We start from the raw sequence: 17,246 nt of genomic DNA, 5'->3' as shown, positions 1-17,246 counted from the left end.
ACGCTCAGCACAGCGTTAGAACGGCGCGGTGTGACGCCGGGCTACCACCCTTGTCACTTCGGCAAGGCCGCTTGCTCATCCAGCATGGCTTTTGCCACGCGCAGGAATGCCAGGGTGTCAGCCTGTGCCGAGGGGATCACCTTGCGGAAGCTGGCGAAGCCGTGAATCAGCCCGTGCCCCTCATAATACGCGGTGGACACGCCGGCGTCGACGAGCTTGGCCGCGTAGGCCCTGCCCTGGTCGCGTAGCGGATCGAGCCCGGCCGTTACCAGCACGGTCGGGGGCAGGCCCGCAAGGTTTCCGCGAAGGGGAGACGCGCGCAAGCTTTCGGGATCCGCGGCGTAGTGCTTCCGGAAGTTTGTCATGCTGGCGTCATCCAGCAGGTAGCCCGATGCGAAGGTCGTCGCAGAAGGGTACGTCTTGGCGAAATCCGTTGCCGGATAGATGGGTATCTGCATAACCACCGGAAGAGCGGCGGGCTTGTCCCGCAGCGCGGCGGCCGTGACGAGCGTCAAATTCCCGCCCGCGCTGTCGCCGCTGAGGATCAGGCCGTTGAACTGCCTTCCGAATGCCGCGCCGTTCGCCGCGATCCACCGGGCAGCGGCCTCACCATCGTCCGGTGCTGCAGGCCAAGGGTTTTCGGGCGCGAGACGATATTCCACCGAAACAACCGGCAGGTCGAGCTGGCGCGCGATTTCGGCCGCAAGTCCCGCGTGGGTATCGATGCTGCCCAGCACATAGCCGCCGCCGTGATAGAATACGATCACAGGCCCCGGTTCGCGCTCCCCGCGGGGATCGAACATGCGCAGCGCCATCGGCCCCGCTGGCCCCGGCATGGTCACATCCTTCGTGGTGATGTCCCCGACAGGGAGATCCTGCTGTGCCATTCCGGCAATCGCGGAGGGCGGCATCTTGTGTATCTGCATCAGCATTTCCCGCGTCAGGGCTGGCTGGGGCCTTGCGTTGTAAGCCTTCAGGAATGCCTTCACGTCAGGCCGGACATAGGGTTCTGCCTGTGTGGCCCTGGCGGTCGCCGAGGCGGGTTCGGGAGCCGGTGCCTCCGCCCTCACGACTGCGGCTGTCAACGCGAGCGTTGCCGCTCCCATTGCGAACAGCGACCGTGCAAGAGCTGTACTTGCGATCTGTCTCATGGACATCCTCCCCTTACTTTCCGAACTTGTGCAGCCAACCGCCCCGTTTGGCAATCACATGACAGCGACAGCGTTTCCGTAGAGTTTGCGCAGTTCGTGTTTCGCGAGCTTCCCCGAGGGTAACCGTGGCAATTCGCTGACGAACTCGTAGTCACGCGGAGCGGTCACCGGCGAAATGCGCTCGCGGCACCATGTGCGCAGGGACGCTTCGATATCCAGTCCCGGCCGAACATCCGGCTTGAGCTGGATAACGGCCTTTACTTTCTCGCCGAACTCGGGATCGGCCACGCCTATGACGGCGACGTCGAGGACGTGCGGATGCACGATCAGGCAGTCCTCGACCGCCTGCGGATAGATGTTCACCCCGCCGGAGATGATCATGAAGTCCTTGCGGTCGGTGAGGTAAAGATAGCCGTCTGCGTCAACTCGCCCGATATCCCCCACAGCGAACCATGCCTGATGCTGCGGATGAGCGGCTCGCCTCGTCTTGTCACGATCGTTCAGATAGGTGACTCCGCGCCCCGGTGGCGCTTCGAAGTAGACAATGCCCTCCTGACCTGTCGGAAGTTCGCGGCCTTCCTCGTCGCAGATGTGGATCGGACCGAGCGAGGACCTGCCCACCGAGCCAGGCCGCTCGAGCCACTCGCGCGATGTGATGGCCGTGGCTCCCACGCCTTCGGTGCTGCCATAGTACTCGAACAGGATCGGCCCCCACCACTCGATCATCCGGCGCTTGATCTCCACGGGGCAAGGCGCTGCAGCATGAATGGCCATGCGCAGGGTGGAGATCGCGTACCGACTGCGTATGTCATCGGGAAGAGCCAGGAGGCGAACAAACATGGTGGGCACGAACTGCGCGACGGTCACCTTGTGTCGTTCGATTGCCGCAAGCACGCCTTCCGCATCGAACTTGCGCTGCGTCACGAACAAGCCCCCCAGCCGCTGAGCGGTCACCATACCGGACAGAGGCGCTCCGTGGTACAAGGGCCCTGCATTGAGCGAGACCAGAGGCCTCAGTTCACGGTAGATCGGCAAGGCGCCTTCAAGGGCGTTGAACTCGTCGATCGGACCCGGCGTGAAAGGCAGCACGATGCCTTTCGGACGGCCGGTGGTGCCGCTTGAGTAGATCATGTGGAAGCCGGATATCTCGCCCTCCACAGGGCGAGCCGGCATCGCCTGCAGCGCAGAGCCCAGCGATGCAGCGCCTTCGAGGTTCTCGCCGTCCTCATCGCCCGCAGCAAAGACATGGTCGACTTCGGGAACGAGTGTGCGCCGATCAGCCGCCAGGATGCGCGGAGTGTCCCCGATCGAACCGGACAGGAACAACGCCCTCACCTGCGCGTCCCGCACGATGTAGGCAGCTTCCAGGGGCTTGAGATGAGTGGACAGCAGGGTGACGAAGCAGCCGCACCGCGTTGCACCCCAGTAGATGCACGAGAAATCCGGCGAGTTGCGAAGCATCACGCCTATCCTGTCGCCCGGCCTCAGGCCAAGGGAGCGCAGGAGCTGCGCCACCCTGTTGGATCGTTCATCCAACTCGCGGTATGTCAGCGCCTCTCCCGTGTCGGCAACGATCAGAGCAAGCGCCTCGGGAGTGGCGCGCGCATGATGGGACGGGTGGTGGCCGGGCATCGTCCTGTCTCCCTGAAGGGGCGCGGCGTTATCGCCGTCGCCCGTCAAGAGATCAGTATACGCCGCCTTGCTGTTCAGCAAAGTTCCCGATGTCACCCGCAGTGCTGGCGCTGGCCGCCGCGCGAGCCTCCCGCGCATTGCGGATGGACGCCACCAGAGCATCGCGCCGGCGGGTAAACTCGTCCTCCGCCGTGTACTGCCTTGGTTCCGTGTCCGGCTTGAAAGCCTCCCAGATCACCGCCGCCTTGGGCTCGTCGGAAGGCTCGACGCCCATGACCCGTTTGCCGGATGCGCGGTCGATCCGGACCATACGTATGCCCTGCGGCGCAACGAAAGGCCTGCCGCTCCAGCGTTCGCGCGTGGCGAGGACGACATCCTTGAATATCGGTGCGGCGATGCGCCCACCCTGCGCGTAACCGCCAAGCGAGCGAGGAGAATCGTATCCCAAGTACACGCCGCCGACGTAGTCCTGATTGCCGCCCATGAACCAGACGTCGGTCGGGCCATTCGTCGTGCCCGTCTTGCCGAACAGCGGTATCTTGAGATCACGAAGGCGTTCGGCCGTACCCCGCGTCACCACGCCTTCGAGCATGTGGACCGTCTGGTAGGCTGTCGGCGCATCCATGACCTGCTTTCCGACGCGCTGGATGCGCGGCATCGGCTTGCCGTTCCAGTTCGGCATGTTGCAGCCGTTGCAGGTGCTCTTGTCCGCCCGCCAGATGACCTTGCCGTTCCGGTCCTGCACGTAGTCAATCACGGAACCGGAGAACTGCACACCGTTGTTGGCGAGAGCCGCGTAGGCGTTGATCATGCGTGCGACGGTCGTCTCCCCGGCGCCAAGGGCGAACGAGAGGTACTTCTGGTAATCCCCGATGCCCATGTTTCGGAAGGTGCGCGTCACCTTCCCCATGCCGACGTCGTTGGCGATGCGTACCGTCATGAGGTTGCGCGACTGCTCAAGGCCCCACCGCATGGTATGGGAGCCGGAACCACCCGCGCCGCCGAAATTGCGGAAGCACTTGTTGCCGAGGCCGGCGCCCTGGAACACGCAGAACGTCCCGTCGAGCACCTGGGTGGCAGGGGTCATGCCGTTCTGCAGCGCCGTCGCATAGACGAAGGGCTTGATCGTCGAGCCCGGCTGGCGCTCGGCCTGCACGGCGCGGTTGAACGAGTCGAGCCCGGCATCGAAGCCGCCCTGCATCGCCACGATGCGGCCCGACACCGGCTGCTCGATGATCATGCCTCCTGAGACTTCGGGAATGCCGCGCAAGGCCCAGGTCGTGCTGCCGACCGGCTGCGCTGCTACCAGATCGCCCACCCTGGCGCGCTCCGAAACTGCGGTAAGCGTTCCTTCCGTGCCGTCGGAGAAGCCGATGCGGCCCGTGCTGCCCGAAGCCTCAAGGATGACGCCGACACGCCAGTTCCTGTAGTCGATCGTCTTGTTCGCGACGACAAGCTGGCTCTGCCAGTTCTCGAGATCCTTAAGGTGCGCGATCGGTCGCACGAAACCCCGATTGCCATGGTAAAGCAGCAGCCCCTTGCGCAGGGCGTCTCGAACCGCAACCTGCATCTCGGGGTCCAGCGACGTGCGCACCCAGAGACCGCCGGCGTAGACGCTGTTGGGCCCATCTTCGGCCTTTTCGCCATACTGCCCGATCAGGCGGCGACGCACCTCTTCGAGGAAGTACCCGTTGGACGGATCGTACTTACTGGCGCGTTGAGTGACGAGACCAAGAGGCTCGGCTTTGGCAGCCGCCGCCTCTTGCGCGCTTGCCCAGCCATTGCGAACCATCTGGTCCAGAACCCAGTTCCGGCGTTCGAGCGCACGCTCCTCGTGCTTCTTGCGGCCATAGACTTCGGGGGCCCGCGGAAGGATCGCCAGGAAAGCGCTCTGGCTCAGCGTCAGGTTCTCGACGTCGCGGTCGAAATAGGCCCGAGCCGCAGCCTGCACCCCGAACGAGCGGCGCCCGAGCGGGATCTCGTTAAGATAAAGCTCAAGGATCTGCTGCTTCGAAAGAACACCTTCGATGCGGTGTGCGACGATCATTTCCTTGAGCTTGCGCGTCACGGAGTATTCGTCACCGATCAGGATGTTCTTTGCCACCTGCTGCGTGATCGTGGAGCCGCCCTTCGCGCGCTCTCCGCTTCCGTACTTGGAGGCATAATCTACCACGGCACCGGCAAGACCACCGATGTCAACGCCACCGTGCGTCCAGAAGGTGCGATCCTCGGCGGAGAGGAATGCGTTCACGAGCGGCCGGGGAAAATCGACGTATCGCAACTGCACGCGCCGCTCACGAGCGTACGAATAGACGATCTCGCCGTCCATCGCGCGCACCATCGTCGGCAGCGGCGGTTGATACTCCAGCAGCCTGTTCGCATCGGGCAGGTCATGGGACAGGTACACGACAAACCCGGCAGCCCCAACCAGCCCGGCGGCGCCGACATAGCCGAAGCGGCGGAGCCACTTACGCTCGCGCCACGCCTTGCGGAGCGCGACAAAGCGTCCCGACCTTTCGCGGCGAATGCGGTAAGTCGCGTCTTCGGGCGGCTGTTCGCCGGGATCAATCGCGTCGTTCATTGCGGGCGCCCTCTAGCACGTCGTTTCCGCCCAAGGAAACCACCCTCGTCGCACGTCGCGCCCGGCCTGCATTCAGGCCCCCGCATTCCGGGCGAGATATGCGCGCACAGCCCTTGCCGCCACTTGCGCACGTGCATCCTGTCCCGCAGGCGAGGCGAGGATGGCGGCTTCCTCGGGATTGTTGATGTAGCCGGTTTCGAAAAGGATCGACGGTATGTCCGGTGCCTTGAGGACGACGAGAGAGGCCGTCTCCGGGTGCTCCCGGTGCATCGCAAGACCGGCCTCGCGCAGTTCCCGTAGCAGCAGGGTTGCAGCCTGGGCCGAGCGGGCCTGCGCTCCCCGCTGGGAAAGGTCGAGGAGGATCGCGCCCACCTCTGCGCTCGTCCGCGTCAGGGCCACGCCGTTGACACGTCCGGCCCCGTTCTCACGCGCGGCGAAGCGTTCGGCAGCCTGGCTCGAACCTCTTTCCGAAAGAACGTAGACGCTTGCGCCCCGGGCCGATTCGGCCTCGGCGCTATCCGCGTGGATGGAGATGAAGAGGTCGGCGTTCAGGCGCCGTGCAATGTCTGGCCGATCCTCGAGCGCGATGAAGCGATCCGTGTCCCTGGTCAGCGCGACGCGCAGCCCCCCTCCTGCAAGCAGGGCGTCCCGCAGCTTCAAGGCGATCTGCAACGCCACCGTCTTTTCCTTGAGCACACCCTGCCCGGCACCCGGATCGAACCCGCCATGACCGGGGTCGATCACCACCAGCGGACGACTTGCATCGGCCGGACCGTCCACGCGAGGAAGCCCTACAGGTGTGCCGACCGGGGGCAGGTCGAAGCGCACCACGTAGTCGTAGGCCCCGGCCCGCGCCATGAAGGTGCCACCAATCGCGATCGCCGCAGCAAGTAGCGCCAGCACCGCGACGAACGCGAAGATGATCTGCATGGACCGCGACATCGGCCCGCAGAACTAGGACCCTCCCGCCCTGCCTGCAATCCTGCACCCCGGCGCTTTCCCACAGTCTGATCGCACGGCGGCCGCCCCGGCCTGCCGTGAAAGTCCAGTCGGTCAAGCAACTTGCCGAGGTGCGCCATGGATGCTAGGCCCGGACAACCGGGGCGAGAAAACGCTTTCGGTCCTCGCAATCCGGCAACTCCATTCCCATATGGCGGCCGGGCAGGACCGATGAAGCAAAGAAAGCCCCGGCCCAAGGAGCCGGAGGAAATCGTTTTTCCGGAAAACCTTACAGGTTGAAGCGAGCCATGAGAAGCCAGTTGCCGCCCTGCCAGTCGACGCCCGAAGGGGCGTGGGCGGCGTGGTCGCAACGTCATGCGCCTTTGGCGACGCCGCGCAGTTCCTCGCTCGCGACCTCGGCTTCTGTCTTGATGACGGACGGCCCCCTTACCGCTGCCGCAACGGCAGCCACTACTTTCGCCGCGCACGGAGCGCTGGATTGCTCCAAACCTGCGCAAGAACACGCCCCCGTGACATCACCGGGAACACACATCGCCGCCGTGAACGGCCGCGTCGTGATGATCCGGGGCGCATCCGCCTACATCGAAAACAATCGCGTCCTCCTGGCTGATCCGGTCGGGCGTCGACGCGTACGGAGAATACCAAATGGCAACGCGCATGCTGATCGATGCGCGCCACCCGGAAGAAACGCGGGTGGCGGTACTCAAGGGCAACCGCATTGAAGAGTTCGACTTCGAGTCGACCGAACGCAAGCAGATCAAGGGTAACATCTATCTCGCGAAGGTGACGCGCGTGGAGCCTTCGCTCCAGGCCGCTTTCGTGGACTTCGGCGGCAACCGCCACGGGTTCCTTGCCTTCAGCGAAATCCATCCGGACTACTACCAGATCCCCAAGGAGGATCGTGAGGCCCTGCTGGCCGAAGAAGCCGCTCACGCCGAGGAAGAGGCCGCGCTGCGCGCTACCGAGGGCGAGGAAGAGGACGAAAACGAGGACTTCAACGACGATGGCGGCCTGACGGAAGTCGACACATCCGAAAAGGACCATGTCGCCACGATCGAGGACGGCTCGGTCGAGAACCCGTTCCACGCCGACGACGAAGGTGAAGCCGGCGACGAGGAAGGCGAATCCAACGGCGGACGACGCGGTCGCGGCCGTCGCCGCCAGGGTCGCTCGTCGGGCCGTTCCAAGGAAGCGGATGAACTGCGCGCAAAGCGCATGGCCCTGCGCCGCCGCTACAAGATCCAGGACGTGATCCATCGCCGCCAGGTGCTGCTGGTTCAGGTCGTCAAGGAGGAGCGTGGAAACAAGGGCGCTGCCCTCACCACCTATCTCAGCCTCGCGGGCCGCTACTGCGTCCTGATGCCGAATTCGAGCCACGGAGGTGGCATCAGCCGCAAGATCAGTTCGGCGTCCGACCGCAAGCGGCTCAAGTCGATCATCGCTGAACTGGAGCTTCCGCGCTCCATGGGCTGCATCGTCCGCACTGCGGGCCTTCAGCGCACGAAGACTGAAATCAAGCGCGACTTCGACTATCTCGCACGCCTGTGGGACGAGCTTCGCGAGCAAACCCTGCGCTCGGCCGCCCCTGCGTTGATTCACTCGGACAGCGACCTCATCAAGCGCGCCATTCGCGACATATACAACCGCGACATCGAAGAAGTGATCGTCGAGGGTGAGGAAGGTTATCGCGCGGCGAAGGACTTCATGAAGCTCCTGATGCCGAGCCATGGCCGCAAGGTTAAGCCCTACGCCGATCCGGTGCCGCTGTTCCAGCGCTTCGGCGCGGAAGACCAGCTTACGGCCATGTACGACCCTGTCGTCCAGCTCAGGTCCGGCGGCTACATCGTCATCAACCCGACCGAGGCTCTTGTTTCGATCGACATCAACTCGGGCCGCGCCACCAAGGAGCACGGCATCGAGCAGACGGCGGTCGCCACAAATCTCGAAGCCGCCCAGGAGATCGCACGCCAGCTGCGCCTGCGTGACATGGCGGGCCTCGTCGTCATCGACTTCATCGACATGGAATACGGCTCCAACGTCCGCAAGGTCGAGAAGGCGATGAAGGAAGCGCTCAAGAACGACCGAGCGCGCATCCAGGTCGGCCGCATCTCCAGCTTCGGCCTCATGGAAATGAGCCGTCAGCGCCTGCGTACCGGCGTTCTCGAAGCGACAACCCGGTCCTGCCCGCACTGCGACGGGACCGGTCTGGTTCGCACCGCCAGCTCGGCCGGTCTTGCGGCTCTTCGCCTGATCGAAGACGAAGCCGCCAAGGGCAAGGGCATCGTAATCTCGCTGTTCGCCTCGACGGAAGCAGCGGTTTATCTGCTGAACGCGAAGCGGACCGACCTCGCCGACATCGAGGACCGCTACGGCGTCACAGTCGAAGTCATCCCGGAAGGTGAGAACGAAGGCGCGAAGATGCGCGTCATGTCCTCGGGACCGCGCAACGACTTCGTTCCCCGCTTCGAGCCAATTGCCGAAGACGTCGAAGACGACTTCATCGAAGAGGATGAAGAGGACGAGATCGAGCGCGAGGAAGCGGCGGAACGTGGCGAAGCTGCGGATGCCGACGGCGAGAACGGTGAAGGAAACGGTCGCCGCAAGCGCCGCAAGCGCCGCCGGAGCCGCAACCGTGATCGTCGAGACGATCAGGCTGAGACCTCGGACAGCGAAGCGGATGATGCCGAAGCGGTCGAAGGCGATGAGCCCGAAGCCGAAGAGGCCGATGCCACTGAAGAAGCGGATGATGCCGAAACCTTTGCCGCCGACGCAGATGAGCCGGGTGCGCCGAAGAAGCGCCGCCGTCGTGGTGGTCGCCGCAGGCGGGGCCGTCGCGGCGACGAAGGCGATAATGGCGCGGAAACCGCTGAAACCGAGAATGCGGTAGAAGCAGCCGAAGCCGAAACCGTCGCGCTGCCGGAACCGGAATCGCATCCGGCTCCGGAGCCTGTCGCCGAGGCGCCGGTCGAACTCGCGAGCGAGGAAGCGCCCGCCAAGCCGAAGCGTACGCGCCGCAAGAAGGCTGAAACCGTTGCTGCCGAGGCCCCGGCCGCCGAGCCCGTAACGGAAGCGGATCCGGCTGCCGAAGAAGCGCCCGCGAAGCCCAAGCGCACGCGTCGCAAGAAGGCGGACGAAGGCACCGATGTCGCACCTGCGGCAGAGGAAGCTCCGGCGAAGCCCAAGCGTACCCGTCGCAAGAAGGCCGACGACACTGCTGAATCCGCTGCGGCGGCAGAGGCACCGGCGGAGGCGGCTGCCGCCAAGCCGAAGCGCACGACCCGTCGCAAGAAGGCTGAACCCGCGGCCGAAGTTCCGGCTCCCGCCGCCGAGCCGACAGACGAGCCGGCGAGTGAAGCAGGCGATGCCGTCGAAGCGGCAGACGCCGGCACTCTGCAGGGTCCTCGCCGCGGCTGGTGGCAGCGGACCTTCGGTAACTGATCACCGCACAAGACATGGGCGCCGCGCATGACGACAGGTCATGCGCGGCGCCTGCCGTTTGCAGCTCCCTTCTCTCCCTGTCCAACGGCGCAGCCCGGCACTTCTGCGCCTCCTGCCTCCGTCCAGTTGATTGCTTCCTGCGCACGAATGACATGCGTCCTTTCAGCGATGCTGCACCAGGACGCCGCACGATCTGCATGATGCGCCCCGCTCGCGCCTGCTCTCTCCGGGGTCGGACCGGCCGTGTTCGAGACAACTCTTGCCCTGCGCGGCCGAATCGTTAGAGGGGGACCACAAGGCGGCTCATGCCGCACTGCACGATCACGGGGATTCTTTCATGGCGACCTTCACCCTCCCGGCGAACAGCAAGATCAGCAAGCGTGGCAACGTCCACAAGGCCGAAGGCGCCACCCGGGTCAAAAAGTTCACCGTCTACCGCTACGATCCGGATTCGGGTGAAAACCCGCGCTACGACACGTTCGAGATTGATCTCGATAACTGCGGCCCGATGGTTCTCGACGCGATCATCAAGATCAAGAACGAAATGGACGCGACCCTGACGTTCCGCCGGTCCTGCCGCGAAGGCATCTGCGGCTCGTGCTCCATGAACATGAACGGCAAGAACGGTCTCGCCTGCACCACCGCGATCGAAGACCTGAAGGGCGACATTCGCATCACCCCGCTGCCGCACATGGACGTGATCAAGGATCTCGTTCCGGATTTCACGCATTTCTATGCCCAGTACGCCTCGATCCGGCCTTGGCTGCAGACAGTATCGACCACGCCCTCGGGCAAGGAGCGCCTGCAGAGCCCCGAGCAGCGCGAAAAGCTGGACGGTCTCTACGAATGCATCCTGTGTGCCTGCTGCTCGACCTCGTGCCCGAGCTACTGGTGGAACTCCGACAAGTTCCTCGGGCCGGCTATCCTGCTCCAGGCCTACCGCTGGCTGGCTGACAGCCGCGACGAGATGACCGGTGAGCGCCTCGACGAACTAGAAGACCCTTTCCGGCTGTATCGCTGCCACACGATCATGAACTGCGCCAACGTGTGCCCCAAGGGCCTGTCGCCCGCACGTGCCATCGCGGAAATCAAGAAGATGCAGGCCGAGCGCCAGGTCTGAGCGCAACCGGCTTCGACGAAGACGGCCCGTGGCAGACGCAGCAAGTTTCATCCACGCTCCCGACCCGGAGTTTCCGGGTTGGGCCTCGTGGCAGCTGCACGACAATTCGCGGTTCAATACGCAAGGCCTTGGCCGGATGCTCATCCGCTGCGAAGGAGAGCGTAGCGCTCGCCTTCGCCTCATCGAAGCGGAACAGCGTCATAGCAACATCCACAACAACGTGCATGGGGGCGTAACGCTCGCCCTGATCGATGTCGCCATGTTCGCGACCATCTATGCTGTGCTCGGCGCTGACGCGGCCGGCTCGGTGACGCTGGACCTTCAGAACCAGTTCATAGGGGCGGGCCGCGTCGGTGAGCCGCTGGACGTCGTCTCCGAAGTGATGAAGGAGACCCGGCGCCTGGTGTTCCTCCGCGGCACAGTTGAGCAGGGCGATCATCTCGTTGCCAGCTTCATGGGCAGCCTGCGCAAACCGAGCGTCCGATGAGCGGGATGATGGAGCGCTATGAGGCGCTTGTCGCTACAGGCGAACTGCGCTCCGACCCTGAACAGGCGGCAGCGTCCGAGCGGCTGAGCCGTCTCCAGCGCGACCTGTACAAAGCGAACGCCTCCACCAGCCTTATCGGTAAGCTCCTAGGCAGGAAGGCACACGCACCCCGGGGCGTCTACATGTGGGGCGGAGTCGGTCGTGGCAAGTCCATGCTGATGGACCTCTTCATCCAGACCCTGGACATTCCGGCGAAACGTCGCGTCCATTTTCACGCCTTCATGCTGGAGGTGCATGCCCTGCTGCGGGAGGAGCGCAAGAAGGAGACGGGCGACCCGATTCCACCTGTTGCCGCCGCCCTGGCCCGCAACCTGCGCTGCCTTGCCTTCGACGAGATGGTCGTCAACAACTCCGCCGACGCCATGATCATGAGCCGCCTCTTCACGCACCTCATCGAGAGCGAAGGCGTCACCATCGTGACCACGTCCAATCGCGCTCCGAGGGACCTGTACAAGGATGGGCTCAACCGGGAACACTTCCTGCCCTTCATCGCGCTCATTGAGCAGCAGCTCGATGTTCTGACGCTGAACGGCCCTACCGATTACCGCATGCAACGCCTTGGCGGCATGGCGACGTGGCACACGCCCTTGGGGGACGCGGCGACGGCCGCCGCAAGAGAGGCGTTCTATCGCCTCACCGACTATCCTCCCGAAGACAGCGAACACGTTCCCTCAGCCGACATAGAACTGGGTGGCGGCCGTATCCTTCATGTGCCCAAGAGCTTGAAGGGCGTGGGCGTTTTCAGCTTCAAACGCCTCTGCGGTGAACCCCGAGGCGCGGCCGACTACCTGGCCTTGGCACGGGCTTACCATACGGTAATCCTCGTCGGCATCCCCAAGATGGGTCCTGACCGCCGCAATGAAGCGGCGCGTTTTGTCACGCTTATCGACGCTTTGTACGAAAACCGGGTAAAGCTGATTGCCGCAGCCGATGCGGCGCCCGAGGATCTCTATGAGGCGGGAAGCGGTCGCTTCGAATTCGACCGGACGATCAGCCGTCTCAATGAAATGCAAAGCGCAGACTACCTTGCACTTGGTCATGGCGAGGACTGAGAGCTAAAGGCTCAGCCGGAGAGTGCGTTCTCCAGCACCAGACCAAACATGGCGTACAGCGTTCGCTGACAGCGCACCAGAACAGAAACGCGACGGCCTCGTGCCGCCCAATTCTCATCATCCAGACAAAGAAAAAGCGCTTTCCAAAAGACAGGAGTTCTTCTGGAAAGCGCTTCATTTTACTTGCGGTGGTTCGGCCTAACAGCTCGAACTACGGCAGGTGCGGCAATTACATGCCGCCGTTGCCCCACCAGCCACCGCCCCAGATGCTCTTGGTCATGACAGTTTCCCATGTGAACAACCGCGTTTCTGCGGTCGCCCAGATGGTTAACATTTCGTTAAAATGGCTACAAGACTTTTCTAGCTAATCAATCGCGCCCTTCTTCCCGAGACAAAGCTCAAAAAATCCCGATATGGGACAGGTCTGCTGATATGGTAGCCTTGTACGAGATCGCAGCCGAGGCGCGTGAGTGCCTCCAGGTTCTTGAGCGTTTCAACGCCTTCCGCCACCACCACCCGGTCCAGAGAGTGAGCCATTTCGATAATAGACTGCACCAGACGCAGGTCCGCTTCGCTGCTGTCCATCGTGGAGATAAAGGACTTGTCGATTTTGACCTCGCTCGCAGGGAGATAGCGCAAGTAGTCGATCGTGGCGTTGCCGGTTCCAAAGTCGTCGATCGAAAGACGAAGGCCTGACTGGACCAGACGTTGAAGCATCTGGAAGGTCTTGGAACTGCGATCGAGGCGATCTGTCTCGGTGATCTCGAGGATAAGGCGATTGGGGGAAAGGCCGTGGGCGGCGAGTATCTCCGCGATCATGCCTGGCAACGCGGGATTTCTAAGAAGCTGAGCTGCGATGTTGACTGACATCGTCATCTCGTAGCCCTCGCGCTCCAACTCCACTGCCGCTCGGACTGCGTCGTTGAGTACGAAGCGGGTAATGCGCTCGATCCGATGGAATTCTTCCGCAATTCGGATGAACTTGTCCGGGCCGATCGGGCCTCGCTCCGGATGCGTCCACCGCACCAGAGCCTCGGCGCCCGTGATCCTGTTCGACACGAGGTCAAGCTTCGGCTGATAGGCTACCCAGACCTCTCCATTGTCAATCGCGCGATCAAGCGAGGTCAGCAGGGATATCTCCCATTGCGCCTCATGTTTGCGAGCATCGTGCTGAAAGACGAGTTCATCACTGCGGACAGCCTCTTCGGCCGCTTGCATGGCGCTTGCAACGCGTCCTGACAGCGGTCGGTCGAATTCGGAATCGATGCCGCAGTTGAAGGACAGGTCGATCTCTATGCCACCCACCTGAATACCGTTTTGAACGATCCGGTGCAGCCCCTCCAGGTTCTCGAACAAGTCGAAGGTGCTCCGTATGGACGAAAGCCAGACGAACATCCCCCCCTCATGGTAGATCAAGACGCTTTCGTCGCTGATCCGGATCCGGCGAACGATCTCCTTGGCGAGCTGAGCTTCGACATGCTCGGCAAAGCTGCCGATGATTCCGCCGTAATTGCGGATCTTCAAAGCCACCAGAATGCGGGTCGACAGGTCTGGCGAATTCCTCAGCGCCTGAACGCTCGGCAAGCCCGACCCTGCGTTTGTCTCGCTGGCCTCTTCGACCCGGTCCAGATGACGCGTACGCACGATTGCGACCAGCGCAAGACCCAAGGCCGGAGCGATGCTGACTTGAACACTGAAATAGCTCAGGACAAATGGCGCAACACCCAAGAGAACTACAAGCATCCACAGGCGTCGCGAATCCAGGACCTTCCCTCGGCGAAGTCCAGATGCAACCACGAGAAGCGTGATCAGGAGCGCACCCGACCAGCCCAGATCTCGCGGCATGACAGACTTCAAGGTCTGCGCACCGACGATGTGAAAGATTCCTCCAGGAACAGCGACATTCTGGCCGGGAAGCCGGTGCTGATCGCTAAAGGCAGCGCCGACGGGAGCAATGACAACGGTCTTGCCACGTATTTGGTAAGGATCAGTATTGCCCCGCAGCACATCGATGTAGCTAAGTTGTGGGATACTCTTCGCGGAGATTGAAAAGTCGGGGTAGTACAACTCATCGCTGCCGCGGCGGACGCCTGCAATTTGAGCGGAGGCTGTAGGGATATGGCCGATCGGGCTATCGGAGGAAAAGGGGATTTGGACGCTTAGGTTAAGTGGGCGGTGACGCAGCAGCAGGGAAACAGGTTGAGCATACTCGCGGAACATCTTCAGCGGTAAAGCCCCGGCAAAGTTACCCCTGTTGCTGCTCTCTCCCAACGTCGCCCCGAGGTAAACCTTTCCGCGATGCCTCTTCAGCATCTCCAGAAAGCGCTGATCATCCTCTGGCAACCCGCGTTTCGAGAACGAGCGCGCGAAATAGACGTCCTTCGCTCCGGCCGCAAAAAGAGCCTTCAGGACATCGGCATCGTTCGATCTTGTGACGTCACTCCGGCCGAGTTCATCCAAGGTCCGATCGTCCTGGAGCACCGCGATGATCTGCTGGTCCGCCTGTCGCGTGTAGGCCCACCAGCGCACGTTGCGCAGACCTTCCTCAAGGGGCATCCCAAGATCGCTGAGCCCCATGACGACGCCGACGATCGTCGCCCAGAAGACGATCCGGGCACGGGGATTGTGCCAGAGCGAGCGGAGCTGGGCCCAGAATGGCGTCATGGCGCCCGCCCCGCTGAGCGTGCCATGGAAATCGGGACGGCGCGCGGCCGGTGTTGGGTCCCGTTATGAAGGCCGTGTCTGTTCATTCATGCCCTACGAAGGAGGCTTCGATAGGCACGGGCTAATCACAAGGTGCTAAGAAACTGTTTAGTTAATCCGGGGGTGGACGCAGATCAGCGTTTATACCTAAGCATGCCGATTGGCTCAGTGTGCATCCAGACCCGAGAGCGCCCTCTCCAGCATCAGCAGTTGCCACAGCAGGCGCGAATTGTCCGATGTGCCGGCGACATGCGCCTCCACCACGCCCAGCAGCTTGCGCTGGTCCAACCATCCGGTGCGGGCGAGAGCCGCGCTTCCTGCAATGTCGCGTGCGGCCTGGACGAGCGGGCCCCGGAACCATTGCGCAATCGGCGTCACAAACCCCTGCTTGGGGCGGTGCAGGATGTCGTCGGGGAGGTAGCGACGCATTGTGCGCTTCATCAACCACTTTCCCTGACCACGCTGGACGCGCATCGCTTCGGGCAACGTCGCGGCGAATTCGACGAGCCGGTGATCGAGCAGCGGTTCGCGCGCTTCAAGGCTCACTGCCATGCTGGTCCTGTCGACCTTGGTGAGGATATCGCCCGGCAGCCATGACTTCAGGTCAGCGTACTGCGCCCTGTCGAGCCCGGACCGCGCAGGAGCGCTCCTCATTAGATCGAGAACGGGTTCTTCGGCCCTGTAGTCTCCCCGCAGCCGGCGGAACTCGTCCGTGTAAAGCGCGTCCCGCAGTTCCGGCGGCAGGAACGCCATTGAGCGCGCGTAGCCCTCGGCCGAGTCCCCTGCGAGGGAAAGCAGGGTGGACTTGGCCCTCAACGGCCGTGGCGCCCAGTCCGCCTTTGGATAGAGACGGCCCAGAGCGCCGAACACCGGCCGACGCAGACCGGAGGGGATCAGCGTCCGGACCTTGTCTTCCGCGCTTTGGAATACATGCCGACGATAACCGGCCATTGCCTCGTCGGCACCGTCGCCCGAAAGCGCCACCGTCACCGATTCACGAGCGAGCTGGCAAACCCGCCAGGTCGGCAAAGCGGATGCATCGGCGAAAGGCTCATCGAACATCCCCGCAACGGCGTCTATCGCCGCAAAGTCATCCGGAGAGACAGTGCGCGATGCATGTTCCGTTCCGAACTGCCGCGCAATCCTTGTGGCGTAACCCGTTTCGTCCAGGGCTGCGACATCGAAGCCGATCGAGCAGGTGCGCACCGGATCGACGCTCGCCTCCGCCATCAGAGCGACGACGCTCGAGCTGTCCACGCCGCCCGACAGGAAAGCTCCGAGCGGCACGTCGGACACCATGCGCGAAGTCACCGCCTGCCGCATCAGATGGAGAAGTTCCGCCTCCAGGTCGGCCGGCCTGGCGGTTCGCCGCTCCGCGAACGAGACATCCCACCACTGGACGGGCCGCGGCAGCGGCGCGCCGTGCCGCAGCAGGAGGAAATGCCCGGCCGGCAGCTTGCACACGCCCTTGAGGATGGACCGGTGATCGGGAACGTAGCCCCAAGCCAGATAGTCTTCGATTGCCAGCGGGTCGATCTCACGCCGCAGCAGCGGGTGGGCAGTAAGGGCCTTCAGTTCGGACCCGAATACAAGGCTGCCATCGCTGAGCGGCGCATAGAACAGAGGCTTTACGCCCAGGCGATCGCGCGCGAGGAACAGAGTGCGTGCATCGAGATCATAGATCGCGAAGGCGAACATCCCGAACAGGCGGGATACGCATTGCGGCCCCCATCTGCGCCACGCGGCCAGTATGACCTCGCTGTCGCCGTCGGTGTGAAATACCTCGCCCAGTAGCTTCAGCTCCTGCCGCAGCTCACGGTAGTTGTATATCTCGCCATTGAAGACGAGCATCGCCCGGCCGTCCGAAGAGGCCATCGGCTGAGGAGAGCCGGCGAGATCTATGATGGACAGGCGGCGGTGGCCCAGCCCCACGCCCGGAGCCGTCCAGACGCCCTGCCCGTCCGGCCCCCGGTGCGCGATGGCGTCGCACATCGCTTCCACACGGGTGGCATCGACGGGCTTGGGCGTTTCCAGATGATAGATACCGGCGATGCCGCACATG

Annotated in this window: 10 protein-coding genes; 4 read left to right on the top strand and 6 right to left on the bottom strand. The window is 63.2% G+C overall.

Annotated features, from left to right (window positions below):
- Positions 1 to 53: 53 nt before the first annotated feature.
- From C2R25_RS17920 to C2R25_RS17905, 4 genes are all read right to left on the bottom strand, one after another.
- Positions 54 to 1,151 (bottom strand): alpha/beta hydrolase, encoded by a 1,098-nt coding sequence (locus tag C2R25_RS17920; RefSeq protein ID WP_233204121.1) that lies wholly within the window; start codon positions 1,149 to 1,151, stop codon positions 54 to 56.
- Between the two features lie 54 nt (positions 1,152 to 1,205).
- Positions 1,206 to 2,783: an AMP-binding protein gene (locus tag C2R25_RS17915; protein ID WP_103730472.1), complete on the bottom strand. Its 1,578-nt coding sequence runs from the start codon at positions 2,781 to 2,783 to the stop codon at positions 1,206 to 1,208.
- Positions 2,784 to 2,835: 52 nt separating this feature from the next.
- A complete protein-coding gene (locus C2R25_RS17910) occupies positions 2,836 to 5,364 on the bottom strand; it encodes a penicillin-binding protein 1A (RefSeq protein WP_103730471.1) in 2,529 nt (842 codons plus the stop codon).
- A 72-nt stretch (positions 5,365 to 5,436) separates the two neighbouring features.
- Complete coding sequence (locus C2R25_RS17905; protein WP_103730470.1) at positions 5,437 to 6,306, bottom strand: N-acetylmuramoyl-L-alanine amidase; 870 nt, start codon at positions 6,304 to 6,306, stop codon at positions 5,437 to 5,439.
- A 663-nt stretch (positions 6,307 to 6,969) separates the two neighbouring features.
- Between C2R25_RS17905 and C2R25_RS17900 the strand changes: the two genes are divergently transcribed.
- The 4 genes from C2R25_RS17900 to zapE all read left to right on the top strand — a co-directional run bounded on the left by C2R25_RS17900 (position 6,970) and on the right by zapE (position 12,481).
- Positions 6,970 to 9,762 (top strand): ribonuclease E/G, encoded by a 2,793-nt coding sequence (locus C2R25_RS17900; RefSeq protein WP_103730469.1) that lies wholly within the window; start codon positions 6,970 to 6,972, stop codon positions 9,760 to 9,762.
- A gap of 337 nt (positions 9,763 to 10,099) precedes the next feature.
- The gene (locus tag C2R25_RS17895) at positions 10,100 to 10,882 is read left to right on the top strand and encodes a succinate dehydrogenase iron-sulfur subunit (RefSeq protein WP_103730468.1); all 783 of its coding nucleotides are present in this window, start codon (positions 10,100 to 10,102) and stop codon (positions 10,880 to 10,882) included.
- A 28-nt stretch (positions 10,883 to 10,910) separates the two neighbouring features.
- Positions 10,911 to 11,369 (top strand): PaaI family thioesterase, encoded by a 459-nt coding sequence (locus tag C2R25_RS17890; RefSeq protein ID WP_103730467.1) that lies wholly within the window; start codon positions 10,911 to 10,913, stop codon positions 11,367 to 11,369.
- Positions 11,366 to 12,481, top strand: a complete 1,116-nt coding sequence (gene zapE / locus C2R25_RS17885; protein WP_103730466.1) for a cell division protein ZapE — start codon at positions 11,366 to 11,368, stop codon at positions 12,479 to 12,481. The genes C2R25_RS17890 and zapE overlap by 4 nt, the downstream gene beginning before the upstream one ends.
- Positions 12,482 to 12,841: 360 nt before the next feature.
- On the opposite strand, the gene C2R25_RS17880 is transcribed toward zapE, so the two are convergent.
- Both C2R25_RS17880 and C2R25_RS17875 read right to left on the bottom strand, forming a co-directional pair.
- On the bottom strand, positions 12,842 to 15,145 hold the full coding sequence (locus tag C2R25_RS17880) for an EAL domain-containing protein (RefSeq protein ID WP_103730465.1): 2,304 nt from the start codon (positions 15,143 to 15,145) through the stop codon (positions 12,842 to 12,844).
- A 204-nt stretch (positions 15,146 to 15,349) separates the two neighbouring features.
- Positions 15,350 to 17,245 (bottom strand): XrtA/PEP-CTERM system amidotransferase, encoded by a 1,896-nt coding sequence (locus C2R25_RS17875; protein WP_103730464.1) that lies wholly within the window; start codon positions 17,243 to 17,245, stop codon positions 15,350 to 15,352.
- Between the last annotated feature and the right edge of the window lies 1 nt (position 17,246).

Origin of the sequence: Novosphingobium sp. HII-3 (assembly GCF_002916655.1) — a bacterium.
Taxonomy (GTDB): Bacteria; Pseudomonadota; Alphaproteobacteria; order Sphingomonadales; family Sphingomonadaceae; genus Novosphingobium; species Novosphingobium panipatense.
The sequence above is the reverse complement of the archived record's forward strand: the minus strand, read 5'-3'. Positions and strand labels throughout refer to the sequence as shown.